At 32.3% G+C, this 20,062-nt stretch carries 20 protein-coding genes, 2 tRNA genes and 1 riboswitch; of the genes, 19 read left to right on the top strand and 3 right to left on the bottom strand.

Annotation, left to right across the window (positions count from 1 at the left end; translation table 11 throughout):
• Positions 1–44 precede the first annotated feature (44 nt).
• The 5 genes from COE53_RS05805 (at position 45) to COE53_RS05785 (ending at position 6,150) form a co-directional block, all read left to right on the top strand.
• Positions 45–752 carry a hypothetical protein gene (locus tag COE53_RS05805; RefSeq protein ID WP_091022793.1) on the top strand — a complete coding sequence of 236 codons (708 nt, stop codon included), beginning with the start codon at positions 45–47 and terminating at the stop codon, positions 750–752.
• A 147-nt stretch (positions 753–899) separates the two neighbouring features.
• Positions 900–1,373 (top strand): acyl-CoA thioesterase, encoded by a 474-nt coding sequence (locus COE53_RS05800; protein ID WP_069034546.1) that lies wholly within the window; start codon positions 900–902, stop codon positions 1,371–1,373.
• A 408-nt stretch (positions 1,374–1,781) separates the two neighbouring features.
• Positions 1,782–3,698: a threonine--tRNA ligase gene (gene thrS, locus COE53_RS05795; RefSeq protein ID WP_069034545.1), complete on the top strand. Its 1,917-nt coding sequence runs from the start codon at positions 1,782–1,784 to the stop codon at positions 3,696–3,698.
• 248 nt (positions 3,699–3,946) lie between these two features.
• On the top strand, positions 3,947–5,470 hold the full coding sequence (locus COE53_RS05790; RefSeq protein WP_180242391.1) for a DUF2339 domain-containing protein: 1,524 nt from the start codon (positions 3,947–3,949) through the stop codon (positions 5,468–5,470).
• Between the two features lie 173 nt (positions 5,471–5,643).
• Positions 5,644–6,150 (top strand): GNAT family N-acetyltransferase, encoded by a 507-nt coding sequence (locus COE53_RS05785; protein ID WP_098947558.1) that lies wholly within the window; start codon positions 5,644–5,646, stop codon positions 6,148–6,150.
• Positions 6,151–6,447: 297 nt separating this feature from the next.
• Here COE53_RS05785 and hmpA read toward each other — a convergent pair whose 3' ends face one another.
• A complete protein-coding gene (gene hmpA, locus COE53_RS05780) occupies positions 6,448–7,692 on the bottom strand; it encodes an NO-inducible flavohemoprotein (protein ID WP_098947557.1) in 1,245 nt (414 codons plus the stop codon).
• 186 nt (positions 7,693–7,878) lie between these two features.
• Between hmpA and COE53_RS05775 the strand changes: the two genes are divergently transcribed.
• Positions 7,879–8,322, top strand: a complete 444-nt coding sequence (locus tag COE53_RS05775; protein WP_069035216.1) for an RrF2 family transcriptional regulator — start codon at positions 7,879–7,881, stop codon at positions 8,320–8,322.
• 96 nt (positions 8,323–8,418) lie between these two features.
• Here the strand turns inward: COE53_RS05775 and racE are convergent, their stop codons facing one another.
• On the bottom strand, positions 8,419–9,210 hold the full coding sequence (racE, locus tag COE53_RS05770) for a glutamate racemase (protein WP_069035215.1): 792 nt from the start codon (positions 9,208–9,210) through the stop codon (positions 8,419–8,421).
• 232 nt (positions 9,211–9,442) lie between these two features.
• Positions 9,443–9,552, top strand: a riboswitch (TPP riboswitch).
• Positions 9,553–9,640: 88 nt separating this feature from the next.
• Between racE and COE53_RS05765 the strand changes: the two genes are divergently transcribed.
• From COE53_RS05765 to COE53_RS05745, 5 genes are read left to right on the top strand one after another with little or no spacing between them, the layout of a single operon-like run.
• A complete protein-coding gene (locus tag COE53_RS05765; RefSeq protein ID WP_069035214.1) occupies positions 9,641–10,633 on the top strand; it encodes an ABC transporter substrate-binding protein in 993 nt (330 codons plus the stop codon).
• Between the two features lie 12 nt (positions 10,634–10,645).
• Entirely contained in the window at positions 10,646–10,936 is a 291-nt protein-coding gene (locus COE53_RS05760) for a thiamine-binding protein (RefSeq protein ID WP_069035213.1), read from the top strand.
• Positions 10,936–11,703: an ABC transporter permease gene (locus COE53_RS05755; RefSeq protein ID WP_098947556.1), complete on the top strand. Its 768-nt coding sequence runs from the start codon at positions 10,936–10,938 to the stop codon at positions 11,701–11,703. The genes COE53_RS05760 and COE53_RS05755 overlap by 1 nt, the downstream gene beginning before the upstream one ends.
• Entirely contained in the window at positions 11,700–12,431 is a 732-nt protein-coding gene (locus COE53_RS05750) for an ABC transporter ATP-binding protein (RefSeq protein WP_098947555.1), read from the top strand. Before COE53_RS05755 ends, COE53_RS05750 begins: the two co-directional genes overlap by 4 nt.
• A 4-nt stretch (positions 12,432–12,435) precedes the next feature.
• Entirely contained in the window at positions 12,436–13,203 is a 768-nt protein-coding gene (locus COE53_RS05745; protein ID WP_098947554.1) for a TatD family hydrolase, read from the top strand.
• 796 nt (positions 13,204–13,999) lie between these two features.
• Here COE53_RS05745 and COE53_RS05740 read toward each other — a convergent pair.
• Positions 14,000–14,224, bottom strand: coding sequence for a helix-turn-helix domain-containing protein (locus tag COE53_RS05740; RefSeq protein WP_056472461.1), 225 nt, complete (start codon positions 14,222–14,224; stop codon positions 14,000–14,002).
• Positions 14,225–14,424: 200 nt separating this feature from the next.
• Here COE53_RS05740 and COE53_RS05735 point away from each other — a divergent pair, with 200 nt between their 5' ends.
• The 8 genes from COE53_RS05735 (at position 14,425) to COE53_RS05700 (ending at position 19,800) form a co-directional block, all read left to right on the top strand.
• Positions 14,425–15,468 carry a GerMN domain-containing protein gene (locus COE53_RS05735; RefSeq protein ID WP_098947553.1) on the top strand — a complete coding sequence of 348 codons (1,044 nt, stop codon included), beginning with the start codon at positions 14,425–14,427 and terminating at the stop codon, positions 15,466–15,468.
• Positions 15,469–15,655: 187 nt separating this feature from the next.
• Positions 15,656–16,396: a ribonuclease PH gene (rph, locus tag COE53_RS05730; RefSeq protein ID WP_098947552.1), complete on the top strand. Its 741-nt coding sequence runs from the start codon at positions 15,656–15,658 to the stop codon at positions 16,394–16,396.
• 24 nt (positions 16,397–16,420) lie between these two features.
• A complete protein-coding gene (locus tag COE53_RS05725; RefSeq protein WP_098947551.1) occupies positions 16,421–17,041 on the top strand; it encodes an XTP/dITP diphosphatase in 621 nt (206 codons plus the stop codon).
• Positions 17,041–17,547, top strand: a complete 507-nt coding sequence (locus tag COE53_RS05720; protein ID WP_098947550.1) for a YfcE family phosphodiesterase — start codon at positions 17,041–17,043, stop codon at positions 17,545–17,547. The genes COE53_RS05725 and COE53_RS05720 overlap by 1 nt, the downstream gene beginning before the upstream one ends.
• 233 nt (positions 17,548–17,780) lie before the next feature.
• Positions 17,781–17,854, top strand: a tRNA-Gly gene (locus COE53_RS05715).
• 3 nt (positions 17,855–17,857) lie between these two features.
• A tRNA-Arg gene (locus COE53_RS05710) sits at positions 17,858–17,931 on the top strand.
• Between the two features lie 210 nt (positions 17,932–18,141).
• The gene (locus COE53_RS05705; protein WP_069035205.1) at positions 18,142–18,699 is read left to right on the top strand and encodes a DUF4240 domain-containing protein; all 558 of its coding nucleotides are present in this window, start codon (positions 18,142–18,144) and stop codon (positions 18,697–18,699) included.
• Between the two features lie 117 nt (positions 18,700–18,816).
• A complete protein-coding gene (locus COE53_RS05700; protein WP_098947549.1) occupies positions 18,817–19,800 on the top strand; it encodes a hypothetical protein in 984 nt (327 codons plus the stop codon).
• The last annotated feature ends 262 nt before the right edge of the window (positions 19,801–20,062 follow it).

The raw sequence follows: 20,062 nt of genomic DNA, 5'->3' as shown, positions 1-20,062 counted from the left end.
GGGATGTGCGGTGTCTTACCCCTTTCGAACGGAGGTTAACTTAAATGCAACAGTTTGAAGTGACATTTGAGACGAAATGCTACGAAAAAGATTGGGAAATACTTTTAAAGACAGACCGGATCGAAAAAATGATTGAGTTTAATCAATTTCAATTTAAAGAAAAAGTTTTATATATTAATAACGTACAAGATGTAAGGGAAGTCAGTCGTCATGCAGACAAACTTGTCGCAAGGGATGTCTTATCGTCATATGTAATAGTTGATGATTATTCAAATGAAGCACTTAATTATTTTGAGGTTACTAAGGAGAGCTTCAAAGGTGGTTATTACTATTCAATCTCAGAACTTGTTAGTATTTATCTTTGTAAGACTGAGTATCTACTTCATTTTTCAAGTGATTCTATTTTAGAAAAGCCTTTTAATTGGATTGATTTATCAATACTAAAACTTCAAGCTGATGAAAGAATCAAAGTAGCAAATCCAGTATGGAATGGAAATAGTTTTGAGGCAAAACAAGAATCAATAGATGAAGATGAAAACTTTTATATTGGTTATGGATTTTCAGATCAATGTTATTTAATCAGGACAAATGATTTTAAAAATAAGATATATAATGAAAAAAATCTTATTTCTGAAAGATACCCAATATATGGGGGAGAGCTTTTTGAAAAACGTGTAGATGCATGGATGCGAAATAACCATTTCAAAAGAATCACATTTAAACATGGAAATTATATTCATCAAAATTATTAAATGTTAAGGATGTTTGTTATGACTTAATAGGGTTAGGGTAAAGAAAGAGTCCTTTATTTCCTTCATCCTGCCCCCCTTGGAACTGAATGAATATTCATTCTTTAAAGGAATTAATGATATAATATAGATAGTAAGGGGGCAAATTCGATGGGGAAAATGAATTATGTATCTAATATACAGGAGTGGCAATCTGAGTTTTCATTTAAGATAACTATTAAAGTTCGATTTAGTGAAACGGACATGTTTGGACATATGAATAACACAGTTCCATTCGTTTATTTTGAAGAAGCACGAATTGAGTATTTAAAATATTTAGGGCTTATGCAAGAATGGACGGCAAATCATAGTGAATTTATTCCAGTTGTTGCTGATTTACAATGTGATTACTTACGACAAGTATTTTTTAATGAGATCATCGATGTATACGTAAAAATTGCAAAAGTAGGAAATTCATCAATCGATTTACACTATATGGGAGTTAATCCTCAAAGTGAAATTTGCTTTACTGGACGAAATTCTTTAGTAAATATAAATCGTCATACAGGACGAAGTGAACAATGGAAAAAAGATTGGAAAGAAAAATTTTTAAATGAAATAAAGAATTCGATCGTTAGTGTTTAAAACAAGTAATGTTGTCACATACTGAATAAAGATTGAATAGAATGATAAAACAATTAAATTTATCTTAAGATGAGTACTTGAAGAATTCAATGACATTCTATATAATACTTTTATACGAATAAGGAAAAGCAAAGATCAAGGACACGAGCGTTCAAGACGATAGTAAGAGAGGAATTCATTTGGTGCGAGAATTCTCTATACGTTGAATGACTTACCACCTTGTAGCTATAGTGGGGAACGTAATTTTTTTACAAGTAACTACTATCGGTGTAGACCGTTAAAACGTTGAGATTTTGTATACATATTTTTTGTGTACATTAAATTAGGGTGGAACCACGAGCACATTCGTCCCTACGAGTGTGCTCTTTTTTTATTGTCAAAATTAATTTGAAAAAGGAGTGAACTTAAATGATTTCAATTAAATTACCAGATGGATCAATTCGCGAGGTGGAACAAAATACAACAGTTGAAGATTTCGCGGGTTCAATCTCCATTAGCTTAAAGAAAAAAGCGCTTGGTGGAAAAATTAATGGTAAATTAGTGGATTTAAATACACCTATTACTGAAGATTGTGAAGTTCAAATCATTACTCAAGATGATCAAGATGGATTAGAAATGATGCGTCATAGTTCTGCACATATTTTAGCTCAAGCAGTAAAACGTCTTTATAAAGGTGAAAAAGCTGCATTTGGGGTTGGACCAGTAACTGCTGACGGTTTCTATTATGATATTGATCTTCCTGTTTCAATTAAAGTAGAAGACCTACCTAAAATTGAAAAAGAAATGGAAAAAATTATTAAAGAAAACTTACCGATTACTCGTTCAGAGGTTAGTCGTGAAGAGGCAATTAAATTCTTCACTGAATTAGATGATGAGTTTAAACTAGAATTAATCCGTGATCTACCAGAAGATGCAGTTATTTCAATGTATACTCAAGGTGAATTCGTAGACCTTTGCCGTGGACCACATGTTCCTACAACTGGCCGTGTAAAAGCGATTAAATTATTATCAGTTGCTGGTGCATATTGGAGAGGCGATGCGAATAATAAAATGCTTCAACGAGTTTATGGTACTGCTTTCCCAAGTAAGAAGGAATTAGAAGAGCATTTATTCTTATTAGAAGAAGCTAAAAAACGTGATCACCGTAAATTAGGTAAAGAGCTTGAATTATTCATGTTCTCTGAAGAGGCACCTGGTATGCCATTCTTCTTACCAAAAGGTACTATTATCCGTAATGAATTAGAACAATATGAGCGCGGATTACAAACTTCAAAAGATTATAAAGAAGTTCGTACACCATTCATTATGAATCAAAGATTATGGGAGCAATCAGGTCACTGGCATCACTACCATGAAAACATGTACTTTACTGAGGTTGATGAAACAAAATTCGCATTAAAACCGATGAACTGCCCAGGTCATATGTTAGTTTATAAAAATAAACTACATTCATACCGTGATCTGCCGGTTCGTATGTGTGAAAATGGTCAAGTTCACCGTCATGAATATTCTGGTGCGTTAAATGGTATGATGCGTGTTCGTACTTTTACTCAAGATGATGCGCATATCTTCTGTCGTCCAGATCAAATTGAAGGCGAAATCATTGAAGTAATTAACTTAATTAAAGAAATTTACGGCGTATTCGGATTCACTTACAAAGTAGAATTATCAACTCGTCCAGAAGATTCAATGGGTTCAGAAGAGTTATGGAACTCAGCAGAGCAAGCGTTAGAAAATGTTCTAAAATCTGAGAACTTAGACTTTAAATTAAACCCAGGCGATGGCGCATTCTATGGTCCGAAAATCGATTTCCATATTCAAGATGCATTAAAACGTAGCTGGCAATGTGCTACAATTCAATTAGATTTCCAAATGCCTGAGAAATTTGATTTAACTTATGTTAATGAAGATAACCAAAAAGAACGTCCAGTTGTTATCCACCGTGCAATTTATGGTTCAATTGACCGTTTCTTAGGAATCTTAACTGAACATTTTGCTGGAGCATTCCCATTATGGTTAGCACCAGTTCAAGTAGCAGTATTACCTATTTCAAGTGTTCACAATGAATATGCACAAAAACTTGCTGATCAATTAAAAGCTGCAGGAATTCGTGTTGAAGCTGATTTACGTGGCGAAAAAATTGGATATAAAATCCGTGAAGCACAACTTCAAAAATTACCTTATATGTTAGTAGTTGGTGACCAAGAGGTTGAAAATAATACTGTAGCTATTCGTAAACGTGGCGAAGGCGACATTGGTACTCAACCATTCGATAGCTTCTTAGAAATGATTAAACAACAAAAATTAGAAAAAGTTCTATTTTAATTTTAAAAATCCTCTATTTTTATAATAGAGGATTTTTTTTACTTAACCGATATAATTAAAAACGATTGTTTTCTAGTAGAAAGTGATTGCCTTTATTTTCTGGGAAATATGACGAAATTTGCAAAAAACAGACTTCATAAGCAATTTTTTATAGGATAAATCTTAGGAAATAGCGAACTTATATGAAGGATGTCTTTTCAGTTATTTAGTCTTAATAAAATACATAGTTATGATAAGAGGTGATGCAGTTGGATAATCAGAGTCAAGATCTTCAAAAAAAGGTAGAAAAGCTTGAAGAAGAAGTCAGAGAAATGAAGAAACAAATTGAATTTCTCTTAATAACGAAAGAAACTTCAAACGAGATTAAACAAATAAGTCAAACTAAAGTTATTAATGCTAAACCACAAAAAACAGTTAGTAGACAGGTAAAAGTAACTGTTGAAAATGAAAAGATTGATTATGAAGCACTTATTTTCCAAAAGTGGTTACCTAGATTTTTTATATTTATTTTCATTCTTGGCGTAATGTGGGGATTTAAAGCGGCATCAGATTATGGGGTATTAAACAAGTATGCAAAAGTAGGAATTGGATTTGTTATAGCCATTGCTTTATTCTGGTACGGTAATCGTCAAATGAAAGCTAAGCGGTCAACACTTGGCCAATCATTAATTGGTGGCGTGTTACCCGTATTATTTTTAACTACATTTGCCATGCATCATTTATATCACATGGTTGGGTCAACGATTGCATTTACCCTTTTAATTATTTGGGTATGTATTGGTTTTTATTCTATGAATAGATACAAATCAGAAGTTATTGGATTAATAAGTATAGTAGGAGCCGTTTTTGTCCCTTTCCTAGTCAAAAGTAATTCGCCAAACTATTTATTTTTCTCTGTCTATGAAACAGTGATTTACTTATGCTTTATGTTTTATGCAGCATTTAAGAAATATAAATTCATCTATCTTTCGTCTGCAATATTATTGCACTTATCATATTTAATTGTTGCTTTAGTCAATTTTAATACGAATGGAATTAAATATTTCGCACTAAGTATTATCGTTCAACATATTAGTTTGCTAGCTATATTGATCAAATCTAAGCTTACTATTAAAAAGCAAGTATTAATTCTTCACACTAGTTTTATTTTAACAATTGGTTGGATCTTTAGTGCATTTGAAGATCAGACTAGAACAATGATTTTAATCTTTTTATGTGTAGGATATTTATTCCTTACCTTTTATTATAAAAAGAAATCGGATTTTTTCTTTGGATTTTCGACTAATTTTATATTAGCCATTTCATTCCTTTGTTTGGATAGTGTTTCAGAAAACTTACTATGTACTGTATTAATAATTCAAGCGGTATCATCTTATTTATTTTATTTAAGATATCGAGATCTACTGAAATTAATTATAGCTTCCCTTACATTTATTCCTGTAGGGATATCCATTTTATCAGTTGGAATAGATTCTTTTTGGTCTTTTGAAACGATGAATTGGCTAATGTTAATTCTAGCACTCATTACGATTGCAATTTTGGCATATAAAAATGAAGATGAAAAACAATTTATCTTATTAAGCAGTTCTTTATTAATTACAGTTATATTGATTGCCTTTATAACACAAATTGTTCAAATACTTGCTGTAGATCAATCTGATAATATGATTCGATTATTAATTAATATAAGTTGGATCTTGCTTTCAATTTTAGCTATGATACTTGGCAACATTAAGAAGTTTAAAGTTTGGACATATACTGGGATCGGTTAATTATTGCTGACACTAGGAAAACTTGTATTAATAGATTTACCAAATATTACATTGATGGTTAGAGCCGGTTTATTTATACTGCTTGGTTTGATTGGATTAGTAATTTCGAGAATATTTTTTAAGGGAAGCAGTAGTCAAAAAAACTATAAAATTTAGTATACAGGAGTCAGTTAATGCTAATCACTGAAACTAAAAACTTACTATTAATGACTTTTACAGCAGAAGCGATGGTTTCTGTTTTAAGTGGAAATAAAGAGTTAGAATTTGAAAATCAATTTTATAGATTCGCTCATGGGTGGCCAATTCTCGTATATAAAAATCTTTTCCCTTATAAAATCTCTCGTTTTCAAAAGCATCCTAACGAAGAAAAATATGAAGGGATTATTATTCATAAAAAAGATCAAGTAATTATTGGGGACATGGGATTTAAAGGTGGCCCTGACGAAACTGGTATTATGGAAATAGGTTATAGTATTGCACCTAGTTATCAAGGTAAGGGCTATGCAACTGAAATGGGTAGGGCTTTTTGTGAGTGGGGATTAAAGCAAAATCATGTTACAAGAATAACTGCTATTTGTTCCATTTATAATCATGCCTCTATTAAAGTTTTAGAGAAAATTGGCATGATAAAAGTAAAAGAAGAAATTGAAAAATATTATTGGATATTAGATAAAAAATAAATTAGCGATTTTCATTTATTAGAATGATCAATTTTTCTAGAAGAAGGTGGGCTTATTCTAACAACAAGAAATCCAACTATCATCTTTATGGTCATAACTAAACGAGAATTTGGTCGATTCTTTTTGTACGATCTTATGATAAGTAGCTTAGTATATGGCACTCTAAAAAAATACTACTCAAGTGACCTAATCGCAATTTTTGGTAGCTTTACAATACCAACAATTTTAAAAAAAGTGGCTGTATTATTAGAACAGAAATGAAAAAAGATGCTCTAAATTGAGCATCTTTTTTAAGTATTAGCCTTGATGTACAGGGCTTTTAGGTTCAGTATCTAAACTCATTGCTGGTCCGAAGAATTCATAATGAATTTGTGTATCATTAATACCCAATTCTTTCAAACTTGTTATAATAGCTTTTAAAAATGGAACTGGTCCACATACGTAATAATCTGCATTGTCTGATTTAACATTGTTATTTAACCATTCTGCATCAATATAACCTTGCTTTTTAAAGTTGTTATTTTGAACATCTTCCTCAGATGGATTTTCATAAACAAATGATAAATTGTAATTTGTTAATTGCTCTTTTAATTGGTTTAGTTCATTTTCAAATGCTTGTAATTTACCATTTCTTGAAGCGCTTATGAAGCTGACTTGACGATTTGGTTGAATACTTGCAATTGACTTAGCCATACTGATTAATGGTGTAATTCCAACACCACCACTTAAGAAAACAACATCTGAATCAATTTCAGTATTTAAAGTAAACTCACCTGCTGGTGCAGTTATTTCCAATGTATCACCAACATTTACTTGATTGTGCAGGTAGTTTGAAAATTTACCAAGTGGTTGGTTTTCTTCAGCTTCTCTTTTTACTGAAATTCTAAAGTGATTTTTACCTGATGCATCAGATAAACTATATTGTCTGTTTGATAAATATTCTTCACCTGGAATTTGTGAACGAACAGTAATATATTGGCCAGGCAAGAAAGTAGGAACTGAAGAACCATCTTTAGGAACTAAGTAGAATGATGTTATTACATCACTTTCTTCAACTTTTTCGATGACTTTAAACTCTTTAAATTCAGACCAACCGCCTTCTTGAGAAGATGCTTCCTCATACATTTCTTTTTCAATATCGATAAATACTTGTGCAATAACTCCATATGCTTCTGCCCAAGCACCTAGTATTTCATCAGTTGCAGCATCACCAAGTACTTCTTTAATTGCCCCTAGTAAATGTTGCCCTACGATTGGATAGTGCTCTGGTTTAACTTGAAGACTGCGGTGCTTTTGCGCAATTTGTTTTACAACAGGAATAATTGTTGCAAGTTTATCAATGTTCTGTGCAGCAGCTAAAACAGTATTTGCAAGTGCAGTTTGTTGTCTACCTTGTTGTTGATTTGTATGATTAAATACATTTAATAGTTCAGGATGATTAGTAAATAAATTTTTATAGAATACTTTAGTGATCTCTGTACCCTTTACTTCTAAGACTGGAACTGTTGACTTAATAATATCAATTGTTTTTTGAGATAGCATGATAAATCCCCCTAATCACGTTTTAAAGTAGTATTATAAATACATCTTTATCTTAGACCTAGAATTTACTTAAAGCAATATGTAAAATACATCTTTTGTGAATTTTTTCGCAAAAATCCATAAAAATTTAAAAAAAGTTCACAATTATGCTATGATTAATCTTAAATAAAACAGTGAGGACAAGTTATGCGTTTAACAACTTATTCGGATTACTCTCTTCGTGTACTAATATTTCTAAGCTCTGAGCCACGTGAAAAATTAGTTAATATTAAGGACATTGCTGAAGCTTACGATATTTCTAAAAATCATTTAATGAAAATAATTTATAATTTAGGTAAGATGGGTTACATCGAAACAGTTCGTGGTAGAAACGGTGGAATCCGTTTAGCTAAATTGCCAACAGAAATAAATATTGGTGAAATAATTCGTAAAACTGAAGAAGACTTTAATATTGTAGAATGTTTTGAACACGGTAATACTTGTGTTATTACACCTGTTTGTTCTTTAAAACATATATTTAATAATGCATTAGAACAATTTTTACAAGTTTTAGATCAATATACATTAGATGATATTGTAAAGAACAATGCAATGCTTAAAGATTATTTTTCAAGTAATGCCAAAGAATAAATTTTATTAAATAGAAGAGCGTTCGCAATTTAAAAACACAAAAACCAACAAAGGCTTACTTTGTTGGTTTTCTTCATTTTATGTGGTCTATGACCGTTATAGTTTAATATATTTTACGTTTTCCATTGGTTCTTGGAATAAGGATGAAGCTATTTTACTAAAAATGGTTGGATCCCCAGTTGTAAAAAATTCATGTGTAGTGATTTCAGAGTTAGATAATATATTTTGTTGATCTAGAATTGCACTTACTTCTAAAGCTGTTTCATCACCAGAGCTGATAAGTTGGATTGATGGTCCCATCACTTTTTGGATGATTGGACTTAATAATGGATAATGCGTGCAACCTAGTATTAGTGTATCAATATTTGAATCAATAAGCGGTGCAAGAGTGTGTTTAACTATCTCAAATATTTCAGGTTTATTGTAGTCCCCATTTTCAACAATTCCAGCAAACTCTGGGCACGCCAACCCTTCAATTATGACTTTGTCATTAATCCGTTTTAGTGCGGAATGATATGCTTTACTATTAATAGTAGCATTCGTTCCTATGACACCGATTTGGTCATTTTGAGTTAACTTTATTGCTGCTCTAGCACCTGGGCGGACAACTCCAATGACTGGGATTTGAAGTTTTTCACGCATTTCATTTAAGACTACTGAAGTTGCTGTATTACAGGCGATGACTAACATTTTTATATCTTTCTCCATTAGAAAATTAGTCATTTCCCAAGTGAAATCTCTGATTTCCGTATATGGTCGTGATCCGTATGGACATCTTGCGGTATCACCTAAGTATAAAATGTCCTCTTTAGGTAATTGTCTTATTATTTGTTTGGCAACTGTTAAGCCCCCAACACCTGAGTCAATGACTCCGATTGGTTTATTCAAAAAATCCCCTCATTTTACTTAATAATTTGTTGATGTAGTATATTCTTTATTCATTTAAGATTTTACTATAAGAAATGATATTTTTGTTTATTATTCTCTTTTTAAAAATGTTAAAATTTCATAGTTTTATTTGCACCTATTAACAGAGTATTAAAACATTTGAACACAGGTTAAAAATAATTCGTAAATTCAATCATTATCTGTTATATTAATGAGGAAAAGTTTATATATGAGAAAAATGTGGAGGAGCCAGTGTTGCTGGCTGAGATATCATCCTTAAGATGTTGACTCTTAGAACCTGATCTGGGTGATGCCAGCGTAGGGAACAGTATCTCTTTTTAGATATGTTTTTTACAGCGCATTAACGTCCGGGTTCTTATCCGGACGTTTTCTTTTTGTATAAACCAAAAACAAAAAGGAGATATAGATAATGAAAAAACTAGTAGTATTTTTAGTAGCTATTTGTTTAATGTTAACCGGGTGTGGTCAAAACAAAACTGCTACTACTAAAAAGACAAAGAAATTAAAAAAGGTGACTGTCGTACTAGACTGGACGCCAAATACAAATCATACGGGGCTATTTGTTGCTAAGGAAAAAGGTTACTTTAAGGAACAAGGACTTGATGTAGATATAATCAGCCCGGGAGAAACAGGTGCAGACCAATTGGTGGCATCAGGTAAAGCGGACTTTGGTGTTTCTTATCAAGAGTCAATTACACAAGCAAGAGTTCAAAATGTACCGATTGTTTCAATTGCAGCAATTATTCAACATAATACTTCTGGGTTTGCATCACCAGTGAAAAAAGGAATTAAGTCACCAAAAGATTTCGTTGGAAAAACATATGGTGGATGGGGTTCACCTGTTGAAAAGGCTATTTTAAAATCACTTATGTCAGAAGAAAATGCTAATGTTAATAAGTTAAATATCGTTAATATGGGTGATGCTGATTTCTTTACAGCGGTAAAAAGAGATATTGATTTTGCATGGATTTATCAAGGATGGACAGGGATTCAAGCAGAGCTACGTGGAGAAAAATTAAACATGATTTATTTAACTGATTATAGTAAAAAGCTAGATTACTATACTCCAGTTTTAGCAACGAACGAAAAAATGATTAGTAAAAACCCTAAAATAGTAAAAGCGTTTGTGGCTGCAGCATCAAAAGGATATAATTTTGCGATTGAGAACCCAAAAGAAGCTGCATCGATTTTAATAAAGGATAATCCAGATTTAGATAAAAAATTAGTGGAAAAAAGCCAAGAATGGTTAGCATCTAAGTATAAAGATGATGCAGACCGTTGGGGTGAGCAAAAGTTATCAGTTTGGAAAAACTATGCTGATTTCTTAGCTGAAAATAAATTATTAGAAGGAAACTTTAAGCCAAAAGAAGCATTTACGAATGATTTCTTACCAGCGAAATAAGGAGGAGCAAAAATGCAAACTACTTTAATGAGTGTCCAAATTATACCGAAAACAAATAATATTGAGGATGTTATTCCAGCAGTTGATGAAGCAATTAAAATTATTGATGAATCAGGTGTAAAATATCAGGTCCAACCATTGGAAACAACGATGGAAGGCGACTTGAATCAATTATTAATGGTTGTTCAAAAAATGAATGAAAGAATGATTGAAATAGGTTGCCACAATGTAATAACTCAAATGAAAATACTTTATCAACCACAAGGTATTACGATGGATGTGTTAACGGAGAAGTACCGTTAATGAAATCTAAAAATATAAAAGGATGGCAACCAATTGTTGTCATCCTGCTTTTTTTAATTTGCTGGCAGCTAAGTATTAAAATTTGGAAAATCGAATCTTGGTTATTACCAGGACCAATCGCGATCTTTAAAGAAGGAATGAAATCAACTGATTCACTACTTCCTCATATTTCTTCTACAATTCAATTAACGATTATTGGTTTGTTAATTGGTAGTTTATTAGGATTTTTAATCGCATTTCTATTGCATTTAATTCCAGGTGTAAGGGAAGCTTTTTACCCATTATTAATTCTTTCGCAAAATGTACCAATTATCGTATTGGCACCTCTTTTAATTATTTGGTTTGGATTTGGTGTATTACCAAAATTAATTATTATTTCTCTCGTTTGTTTCTTTCCAGTTACAGTTTCAGCGTTGGATGGTTTTCGACAAACACCAAGTGAACTAATAAATTATATGAAAATGGCGGGAGCATCTAAATCACAAGTTTTTTGGAAAGTTGAATTGCCTTTTTCTCTACCTTCCATTTTTTCTGGCTTAAAGATTTCTGCAACTTATAGTGTTATGGGAGCAGTTATATCTGAATGGTTAGGAGCGAAATCTGGAATTGGGGTTTATATGACTTTAGCTTCATCTTCATTTAGAACAGATCGAGTATTTGTTTCAATTTTTATCATTATGTTTTTAAGTATGCTTTTCTTCTTCCTAATAGTTGTAATTGAACGTTTTACTGTTAAATGGAAAGTTAAAGGGGTGAAGCGGAAATGACATTACAAGTGGAACAATTATCAATGAGTTATAGCGGTCATCAAGTGTTAGATAATATATCCCTTTATGTAAACGAGGGTGAATTTGTATCGATTCTAGGTCCATCTGGTAGTGGGAAAAGTACTTTGTTTCATCTTATAGGTGGCTTAGTAAAACCAGATTCTGGAGAAGTAAAGTTAAATGGGTCGATAATAAATGGAAAACTTGGTCATGTTAGTTTTATGCCTCAGGATCATTCATTACTACCTTGGAGAACAGTATTAAAAAATATTGTTTTGTCACAGGAATTAAAACATAAACCTGATGAAAAATTGGCAAGAGACTGGCTTAAAAGAACTGGTTTAGAAAACTATGAGAATGCTTACCCTCATGAATTATCTGGTGGTATGAAACAAAGAGTTTCATTTTTAAGGTCTCTACTAGCACCGCAGTCGTTCATGTGTATGGATGAGCCGTTTTCAGCTTTAGATGAGTTCACTAGACTTGAAATGCAACAATGGCTCTTATCAATTTGGGAAGAGCAACGTCGATCAATATTATTAGTTACGCATAATATTGATGAAGCGTTGTTAATGTCTGATCGAATCTATCTATTTTCTGACAAACCTGCCAAAATCAAAGAAGAAATCATAGTGCCATTTCCAAGACCACGTAAAAAAGAATTATTATTAAGTGATGAATTTACGGAATATAAAAGAAAAATCTATTTGGCTTTAGAGAAGAAGTAATACGATGAAAATGATAGATGCTCATATTCATTTAGATTCTTATGATACTAGTCAAAGAGAAGAAATAGTAACTAATTTAGAAAGACACGAAATCGAGGCGCTCATTTCGGTATCGATGGATTTAAAATCTAGTAAGAAAAATTTAGAGTTAAAAAATCAAAATAATAGTGTATATCCAGCATTCGGATTTCATCCTGAACAACAAATCCCTTCTGATGAAGAGGTTGATAAATTAATTGAATGGATTAAGAACCATCAGGATGAAATGGTCGCAATCGGAGAGGTTGGATTACCATATTATAAGAATTTAGAAGAACAGCTTGATTACGTACCGTATATTCAATTACTAGAAAAATTTATCTCACTTGCAAAAGAGTTAAATAAACCGATCATATTACACGCAGTGTATGAGGACGCCGAAACAGTATGTAATCTATTAGAAAAATATTTTATTAAAAAAGCCCATTTTCATTGGTTTAAAGGAGACGAACGTACAATTAACCGGATGATGAAAAATGAGTATTTTATCTCAATTACACCTGATGTACTCTATGAAAATGAGATTCAAGACTTAGTGAAAAAGTATCCTTTAGAATTAATGATGATCGAAACAGATGGTCCTTGGCCATTTGAAGGGCCTTTTGAAAATGAGTGTACACATCCTAAATTTATGCATCAATCGGTTGCAAAGATAGCTGAGTTAAAAGACATAAATCTATCAAGTGCATATAAAACTTTATATGAAAATACTAAGAAATTTTATAGTATATAAAATAAGAAAATCGTTTTCCAACAGGAAACGATTTTTTTTTCAAAGTGTTGAAATACAAAACGCTCTATAGGGAAAACGAAATTAGATGAAACATTATCGACGTTAAAATACATTTTTTTATATTTATTAACGAATTAACTGTTAAAATGTTTCAATAATTTTGATATACAATTCAAACAAACTATAGTAATTGGAACTAAGAGAAAAATTTAGATTTATCGTTTTAAATGATAGGTTTATAATTTGAGGTTCAAACTCAATTGACCTACAAACTGATTTATAAACAACTGTTAGATTACTCTAAGTAAAGGCTACTTGATTAGAATTTATTGCAGACTTTTTTTGATGAATAAGTTGATTGGAACGGAGGGATGCTCGACTCCTATGGTATTAGCGGGAAGGCTGAGACNNGCCCCATGGAAAGCGAGCATCCTGAAGTGGAAATCAACATCACTCTACTCCTTTACGAAGATTTGGTAATTTAATTGACAAGGATGTTTTTCAACAGCTAAATCGTTTTCCAACAGGAAACGATTTTTTTATTTTAGTTTTAGATAGGTAAAAAGAGCTAAAATAAAATCCCCCTATAGCAGAGCATCTATCCAAATTTACAGATAGGCTTTTTATCTACTATAAGTAGGATATAAAGTAATACTTTTAATTTAGATAATCAGATTCTTTACAAGCAAGAAAATAGTGAAATGTAAAACTTAAGTTTCAATGTAAATACCAAAACCGGCATGTCGATTAGAATGCCGGCAGTATGTTGGTTTGTAGAACTGTTTCTACAAAAGAACTACAGTTCAAGCTCTCCCATACGAAGAAGCTCAATAACTGCTTGTGATCGCCCCTTAACCCCAAGCTTCTGCATTGCATTTGAAATATGATTTCTCACAGTTTTTTCACTTATAAAAAGTTCTTCAGCAATTTCTCTTGTAGTCTTATCTTGAACAAGAAGCTCGAATACTTCTTTTTCACGCTTTGTGAGTGTGTGCTTTGTTTGATAGTCTCTATCCTTCAACTGTGCTAACCCTCCTTGCTTGACCGAGCTGTTCTTCGGATGGGTATTCATTTAGTCTTTTTATCATATGAACGATAGGTCTTTTAGGTGAATATTTCCAGTAAATTTAGAGCTAGATTTAAATTATTTATTTTTTTCTATTTAGCTTGTTCTAAAAAATGTACAGGCTCGTATAAATAATAAAAAAGCGTGGGGGGAGTATGGTGATGAAAAAAAGATTGTTAGTAACAGCGGCAGCGGTATGTGGAATTGCAACAATGAGTGGATGTAGTTTACTTCCAACAAAATCTTCAACTGACATTGATCCACCTAAAACTGTAGTTTATAAAAGTGATCAACCTTCAAAGGAAGTAGCAAAGAAAGAGGAAACTGTAAAAAGGGAATTATATTTAATTGATCGTAATGGTTATGTTGTACCGCAAACATTCCAATTACCTAAGTCTACTAGCTTGGCTAAACAAGCTTTAGAGTACTTAGTAAAAGACGGTCCTGTTACAGATGAATTACCAAATGGTTTCCAAGCAGTTTTACCTCCGAATACTGAAGTTTTAGGTGTTCAAACTCAAAAGGATGGTACGATTATTGCTGATTTTTCACCAGAATTTAAGCAATACCGTGCTGAAGATGAATTAAAAGTGTTTCAAGCTGTTACTTGGACGTTAACTCAATTTGATAATGTGACAAAGGTGAAAATTCGAGTAAACGGAAAAGAGCTTGCATCGATGCCAATCAATAAAGCTCAGATTGGTGATGGGTTAACAAGAGATGACGGGATTAACTTTGATAAAGGTGACATTGTAGATATTATGAACTCCAGACCAGTTACACTTTATTATGTTTCTCAAGGAGAAATGGGAGACACTTATTATGTACCTGTAACGACTAGGATTTCAAATGCTCAAACAGATTCATATTCGGCAATCGTAGATGAACTAGTAAAAGGTCCTTCTGAATATTCAAATTTAGTATCTGATTTTGGAACTGATACGAAACTAGTTAGTCAACCTGTTTTCAAAGGCGGTAAGCTAGTGCTTAATTTTAACGATGGTATCTATGGAAATATTGCAAAAAATATGATCAATAATGATGTATTACAGCCGCTTGTACTTTCTCTAACTGAGCAAAAAGGTGTTAAGTCTATTGAAATCCAAATCAATGGTAAATTAACTGCGTTGGACCAACAAGGTAAGCCTTTAAGCCAACCTGTTTCAAGACCTAAGGATGTAAATACGAAGAAATTGTAAGCCAGTCGTTAAGAAAAGGCAATTATCGCCTATTAATAAAATGTTTTAAATATCAACCTTGTACAAAAATTGTGCCGATTTTTGTACAAGGTTTTTAATTTTATCTGTAAATTACACTTAATAAGTAGAAATGAAATCACATTTTTGTCTATACTAGTATTTGGAAGATTTTGTAGGAGGAACAATCATGACAAGAACAGATGGAAGATTAAATAATGAACTTAGACCAATAGAGATTACTACTCACTATACAAAGCATGCAGAAGGTTCTGTGCTTATTAGTATTGGTGATACGAAGGTAATTTGTAATGCAACTGTTGAGGACCGTGTACCACCATTTTTGAGAAATAGTGGAAAAGGTTGGATTTCAGCTGAATATTCAATGTTACCGAGGGCTACTCAAGAGCGTACGATCCGTGAATCATCAAAAGGTAAAGTTACTGGTCGAACAATGGAAATTCAACGATTAATAGGAAGAGCGTTAAGAGCAGTAGTTGATTTAGAAGCACTTGGTGAAAAGACAATTTGGATCGATTGTGATGTCATTCAAGCAGATGGAGGAACACGAACTACTTCAATTACTGGTGCATTTGTTGCTATGATGCTTGCTTTTGATAAATTAATTAAAATGGATAAATTGAAATCGTATCCTGTAAAAGATTATTTAGCCGCAACTTCGGTTGGTATTTTAGAAGACCTTGGACCAGTACTAGATTTATATTATGTAGAAGATTCGGCTGCAAGTGTTGATATGAATATTATTATGACTGGAAAAGGACAGTTTGTTGAACTTCAAGGAACTGGTGAAGAAGCAACATTTTCTAGAGAAGAATTAAATGAGTTACTATCTTTAGGTGAATTAGGAATTAAATCTCTAATTGAAAAACAAAAAGAAGTGTTATTACAAGAAGGTATTAAATTTCAATAATCATTTCGAGGAGAGACTTTAAGGATGGATACAATCATTATTGCTACAAATAATCAAGGCAAAGTGAAGGATTTTGAAGCACTTTTTAACCCGATGGGATTTCAAATTAAGTCTTTAAAAGACTTTCCTGAAATTCAAGAAGTTGAAGAAACAGGAACTACATTTGAAGAAAATGCGATCTTAAAAGCTGAGTATTTAGCTAGTGAGTTAAATACGCCAGTCATTGCAGATGACTCTGGTTTAATAGTGGATGCACTTGAAGGTAGACCAGGCGTTTATTCTGCTCGATATGCTGGATTACATAAAAGTGACGAAGATAATTTACAAAAAGTATTAAGTGAACTAGAAGGCGTTTTTCCTGGGAAAAGAACTGCGCGTTTTTATTGTGCTTTAGCTTTAGCGGTTCCAGGTAAAGAAACAATCACTGTTTATGGTACAGTTGAAGGGTATATTGCCAATGAAAAAAGAGGTACTAACGGTTTTGGCTACGATCCAATATTCTTTTTGCCAGAAATAGATAAAACGATGGCTGAATTAACAACAAATGAAAAAGGTGGCTTAAGTCATCGCGCAAATGCAATTAAATCATTAATGAATGTGATAAATAAAGAAGATAAAGATCATTTATTTAGAGGATCAAATTAATGAAAGTGTTAATTGTAAGTGATAGCCATGGATTGACAAAACCATTGCAAGAAATTGCCGAACGATATCGTGACAGTGTAGATTTAATGATACACTGTGGAGATTCGGAATTAGAAGTAAATGCTAAGGAATTAATGGATTATAATGTTGTAAAGGGAAATTGTGATTTCAGAGGAGAATTCCCTGAAGAATTTATTCACCGTGGGAATGACTATATAATCTATGCAACACATGGTCATTTACATGGAATAAAACAGTCATTACAAAAGCTATATTATCGTTGTAAAGAAGTTGGAGCAACAATTGCTTGTTTCGGTCACTCACATGTATTAGGAGCCGAAGTAATTGATGATGTGCTTTTTATTAACCCTGGTAGCATTTTATTACCGAGAATGCGAAAAGAAAAGACTTATGCTATTCTTGAAATAATTGATAAGAAAGCTAATGTTACTTTTTATAATACAGATGGAACGGTGCTTACTACTACTTCATTTGAATTATCATGAATGAATGGAGGTTAGTAGCTTATATGCTACTAACCTTATCTAAAACAAAAAAATTCAGAGTACTAAAAGCCCGAAAACCCTAATAAACTAAGGTAATTATACAACTTTAAACTTTTTTTCTTTATTTTGGAAAAAAGTTTTAAAAAAGTGTTGACTTTAATTTGCTTAACGACTATACTAAATTATGTCGACAGGGTGATGTCGCAAAGAAATAAAAAAGAAATAACAAATATGCGGGTGTAGTTTAATGGTAAAATAGAAGCCTTCCAAGCTTCGGTCGTGGGTTCGATTCCCATCACCCGCTCCATATGTCCTGGTAGCTCAGCAGGATAGAGCAACGGCCTTCTAAGCCGTCGGTCGGGGGTTCGAATCCCTCTCAGGACGTCCAAAAGACACTTGTTTTACTTAATGTAAAATAAGTGTCTTTTTTTGTGTTTAACTACTTTTAATTGAAGTACTAAAGAAATAAAATGATGAATTACGTTTACTCTATAAATTAGGACCGATTTATATGAATTAATAGAGGTTTTATTCATCATGAAATTTATACTAGATATGTTATTCTAGTATAAATAAAAGAGTGGAGTGATATAAATGAACGAAAAAGAATTTTGGAGCTTAATATCCAAAATGCATATTGTTGAAGAACCTTATGAATGGGTAATAAATCATTTAGCTAAACAATCAGAGGAAGAGATAGCTAGTTTTGAAATTCTTTTTGAAACTTATTTTTCCGAAGCGTATGCCGTAAATCTTTTAGGAGCTGCATGGATCATCATGGATGGCTGTTCTGAGGATTCGTTTGCACATTTTAGAGCTTGGTTAATCGGACAAGGAGAACAAGTTTACAAGAAAACGTTAGATGACCCAGATTATTTAGCTGAATACATCTTTCCTATTTATGAAGAAGAAGGACTTACGCCAGAATTGGAAGATATGTTAGATCTAGCTTTACAAGCGTATACAATCAAGCGTAAAGGCGATGATGATTGGAATGATCAATTGTGGAATGAGTTTAATTCCCTTATTGAAAGCAAAGGCTATGACTATCCTCAACAACAATTAACGATCGATTGGAAGTCAAAAGACGAACTAAAAGCTAAGTTTCCAAAGCTATGGAAAAGATTTGGCAATAAACCGTTAGGGTACTAAACCTAAAACCAGATTCATCCATACATGTATCTTTAATATTTTAAATAATTTTAATTCATGATACACTTTTTCATAACTAGTTTGTGCAGGAAATAACAAATGTTAGGGGAGAGTAACATGGAAGACAATATTGTCTTTTTTCCTAAACTGAAGGATCGGATAATAAATTTAGGTAAAAAAGCATTAGAAGAAAAAGATTTTAGTAAAGCTTTAATGTTATGTAATCAATTAAAAGAAATAAATGAGCATAATTCACAAACAGAGCTTGCGGCAGTCGCGTGTCTTTTAGAAGGAAATCGGGCTAGGGAAGCTAAGGAAAGATGTGAGGATTTAGTTTTCGGGCCATTTGAGAGTGATGAAGCAATTGAAGTGTACATAAGCATTTTATTTCAATTAAAAGAATATGAAGAATTACAAAAAAATATAAAAAAATTACTCACTCAAAAACGGATTGATGAAAATCAGATGGATAAGTTTCAAGCGATGCTCTCATTATCAAAGAAAGTAATTTCAGATCGTGAAGGCATTAAGGGTGAAGTTCTTAATTTACATATGATCGTTGAAAATTCTGAACCGATTGATAAGCAACTTGAATTAATTAATGAATTAAGAAGTTTAGATTGTAATCTTGTCATCGATCAAATTAGCGAAATATTAAAAAGCACCAAAGCAAATCCGCTAATTCAAAGTTTTATTTTGTTTATTCTACAAGAACAATCAATCGATAAAGATTTTGAACTTAACAAAGTAAACCAAAGGATGATTTGGAATACATCTGTTTCAGTCGATGAACATAAAATCTTTGTAGATGCTATATTGAAAAAATTAAGTGATGTATTAGAAAGTGAAGACCCTTCTGCTTTCGAAATCGCAAAAACACACTTCCAACACTTTATAACAATTTACTTCCCGTTTATCCCAATACCATCGGATATAAATACATGGGCAGCCTGTTTTTATTGCATCGTCCAACAATTTTTTGATCGTAGTGTAGATGAAGAGGAATTAAAAAACTTATTTAATGTAGAATATTTTCCTGTGAAAAGTGCAATTGCTTTAGTAAAACGGTTTGAAGATGAAGGATACTTTAACATAAAATGAGATGTTAGACTTCCCGCTAAACGCTCGCTTTCTTCATTGCTTCGCCTGCCTGCGCGGTGCTCATTACCGCTTTAGGGTTACTCCGCTCCTCACCAGGCTTCGCGCCTCGAAAGACAAGCGCTTGCAATCAGTCTGATAATCAAGTTTGTAGAAATTTTCTATACGCTAAAATTAATTTAAAATGAAATAGTTGGAAAAAACATAGATGTTCTATTTGAGTTTCTATGTTTTTTTTATGTAAAAAAAGTATTTTAATGAGATG

Origin of the sequence: Bacillus sp. AFS029533, from assembly GCF_002585125.1 — a bacterium.
GTDB classification, from domain to species: Bacteria; Bacillota; Bacilli; order Bacillales; family Bacillaceae_G; genus Gottfriedia; species Gottfriedia luciferensis_B.
The sequence above is the reverse complement of the archived record's forward strand: the minus strand, read 5'-3'. Positions and strand labels throughout refer to the sequence as shown.

Bases quoted from the DNA above. Each gene is read 5' to 3' on its own strand.
- COE53_RS05805 (WP_091022793.1), top strand. From the start codon at position 45: ATGCAACAGTTTGAAGTGACATTTGAGACGAAATGCTACGAAAAAGAT.
- COE53_RS05800 (WP_069034546.1), top strand. From the start codon at position 900: ATGGGGAAAATGAATTATGTATCTAATATACAGGAGTGGCAATCTGAG.
- thrS (WP_069034545.1), top strand. From the start codon at position 1,782: ATGATTTCAATTAAATTACCAGATGGATCAATTCGCGAGGTGGAACAA.
- COE53_RS05785 (WP_098947558.1), top strand. From the start codon at position 5,644: ATGCTAATCACTGAAACTAAAAACTTACTATTAATGACTTTTACAGCA.
- hmpA (WP_098947557.1), bottom strand. From the start codon at position 7,692: ATGCTATCTCAAAAAACAATTGATATTATTAAGTCAACAGTTCCAGTC.
- COE53_RS05775 (WP_069035216.1), top strand. From the start codon at position 7,879: ATGCGTTTAACAACTTATTCGGATTACTCTCTTCGTGTACTAATATTT.
- COE53_RS05765 (WP_069035214.1), top strand. From the start codon at position 9,641: ATGAAAAAACTAGTAGTATTTTTAGTAGCTATTTGTTTAATGTTAACC.
- COE53_RS05760 (WP_069035213.1), top strand. From the start codon at position 10,646: ATGCAAACTACTTTAATGAGTGTCCAAATTATACCGAAAACAAATAAT.
- COE53_RS05755 (WP_098947556.1), top strand. From the start codon at position 10,936: ATGAAATCTAAAAATATAAAAGGATGGCAACCAATTGTTGTCATCCTG.
- COE53_RS05750 (WP_098947555.1), top strand. From the start codon at position 11,700: ATGACATTACAAGTGGAACAATTATCAATGAGTTATAGCGGTCATCAA.
- COE53_RS05745 (WP_098947554.1), top strand. From the start codon at position 12,436: ATGAAAATGATAGATGCTCATATTCATTTAGATTCTTATGATACTAGT.
- COE53_RS05735 (WP_098947553.1), top strand. From the start codon at position 14,425: ATGGTGATGAAAAAAAGATTGTTAGTAACAGCGGCAGCGGTATGTGGA.
- rph (WP_098947552.1), top strand. From the start codon at position 15,656: ATGACAAGAACAGATGGAAGATTAAATAATGAACTTAGACCAATAGAG.
- COE53_RS05725 (WP_098947551.1), top strand. From the start codon at position 16,421: ATGGATACAATCATTATTGCTACAAATAATCAAGGCAAAGTGAAGGAT.
- COE53_RS05720 (WP_098947550.1), top strand. From the start codon at position 17,041: ATGAAAGTGTTAATTGTAAGTGATAGCCATGGATTGACAAAACCATTG.
- COE53_RS05705 (WP_069035205.1), top strand. From the start codon at position 18,142: ATGAACGAAAAAGAATTTTGGAGCTTAATATCCAAAATGCATATTGTT.
- COE53_RS05700 (WP_098947549.1), top strand. From the start codon at position 18,817: ATGGAAGACAATATTGTCTTTTTTCCTAAACTGAAGGATCGGATAATA.